Source organism: Flavobacterium ranwuense (genome assembly GCF_004349315.1).
Taxonomy (GTDB): Bacteria; Bacteroidota; Bacteroidia; order Flavobacteriales; family Flavobacteriaceae; genus Flavobacterium; species Flavobacterium ranwuense.
The window spans coordinates 1-1,697 of record NZ_SMLH01000022.1 but is presented as its reverse complement, the minus strand read 5'-3'; the positions used below and the strand labels follow the sequence as shown (position 1 = coordinate 1,697).

The window sequence follows — 1,697 nt, the reverse complement described above, 5'->3', positions numbered from 1 at the left end:
AACGTCAGTCTGTGAAAAAACCTCCGTAGTATTATCATCAAATATAACAAAATACTAGTATAAAAAGAAGATTTTTCGTATTTTTAAGAATGCAACATATCACAGGAATTTCCCGTCACCAGATGCGTTTTTCTAGTTTAGAAGACACTATAAGTCCCGATAATCAGGTACGTTTTATTGATGCCTTTGTAGAGCTTATTGACATCTCTAAGCTCGATTTTGCCATAAAAACGCTCAAGACCGAAGGTCGCCCGAGTTTCAATAGTAAAGTATTTCTAAAGATCTATTTATACGGTTATCTCAACGGAATCAGGAGTGGTCGTGATCTAGAAAAGGAATGCTTGAGAAACATGGAAATGCAATGGCTTTTAGAAGATATTCGTCCTAATTACCACAGCATCTCAGATTTTAGAAAAGACAATCCCATTGGCTTGAAAAAGTTATTCAAATTGTTTGTTTCGTTCTTGAAAGATGCTGATTTGATAGGTGGCGAAACCATTGCTATCGATGGTACCAAAAGCCGCGCACACAATAGCAAGAAAGCCAATTTCAACCAAAAGAAAATCGACAAACACTTAGCTTATATTGAAGCTAAGACCCAAGAATACTTGGATACGTTGGAAGAAAATGACGGCAAAGATAATTCGGCTATAATCCAAAATATCCAGCAAAAGATAGAGCGCTTGAAAGGAAACAAGTTTCGTTATGAGCAACTGGAAGAAAAGCTAAAAGCAAGCGGAGAACCCCAAATAAGCACTACCGACAATGATGCCAGGGCATTGTTAGTTCAAGGCCAAGTGGTTGAAATATCATTCAATATGCAGGCAGCTGTAGATGCCAAGCACAATCTTGTCGTAGCCACACACACCATCAATCGCAATGACCGTAACGCCTTGTCGGCTATTGCCATAGAGGCTAAAGAGAATTTAGAAATAGAAACATACACGGCCTTGGTGGATAAAGGCTATCATAACGGGCGGGAAATAGAAGCCTGCAAACAGGCCAACATCACTACAATTGTAGCACAGCCAGAACAAGGAAAAAATAAAGAAAGGATAACCGAGAATTATCTGATCTCTAAGTTCCAATACGACCAAATCACCGACACCTACACTTGTCCACAGGGCGAAACGCTTAAAACCACAGGCAGCTGGTACAAGAAAACCACGGACAGAGACAGTTATGAGTTTAAGAGATACGGAACCCCAAAATGCAGGGAATGTCCTGTAAAGGATTTATGTACCAGCCGAGTGGAAGGCAGGAAAATAGACAGAAGCCAATATGCCGATGCCGTGGCAGAAAACAACAAACGCTACCATGAAAACGCAGAACTCTATCGCAAACGACAGGAAATCAACGAGCATATCTTTGGCACCATCAAGCGACAATGGGGCTACAACCACACCAACTTAACTGGATTGGAAAAAGTAAACGGAGAACATAGCTTAATTATGCTGGTGTATAACATCAAACGCAGTATCAATATACTCGGCGTTCCGGATTTGATAGCCAAACTCCAAAAATGGAACTCGCCCTACAAGGCAAAAGCCTTGCTTCTAATAAAAACGATTTGTTTAAAGCTAAATACAGCTAACAATTTTTATCCAATGAAATTAGCAGCCTGAAAAAAAGACTTCGTTATAAGGCTTGATTTGAATTGCAGTATCATAAAATTTGGTGGTTTTTAGAAAAAAAAG

Annotated in this window: 1 protein-coding gene; it reads left to right on the top strand. The window is 39.5% G+C overall.

Going from position 1 to position 1,697, the window contains the following annotated elements; genetic code table 11:
• Window positions 1-89: 89 nt before the first annotated feature.
• Window positions 90-1,625, top strand: a complete 1,536-nt coding sequence (locus E0I61_RS16225) for an IS1182 family transposase (protein WP_235832148.1) — start codon at window positions 90-92, stop codon at window positions 1,623-1,625.
• The last annotated feature ends 72 nt before the right edge of the window (window positions 1,626-1,697 follow it).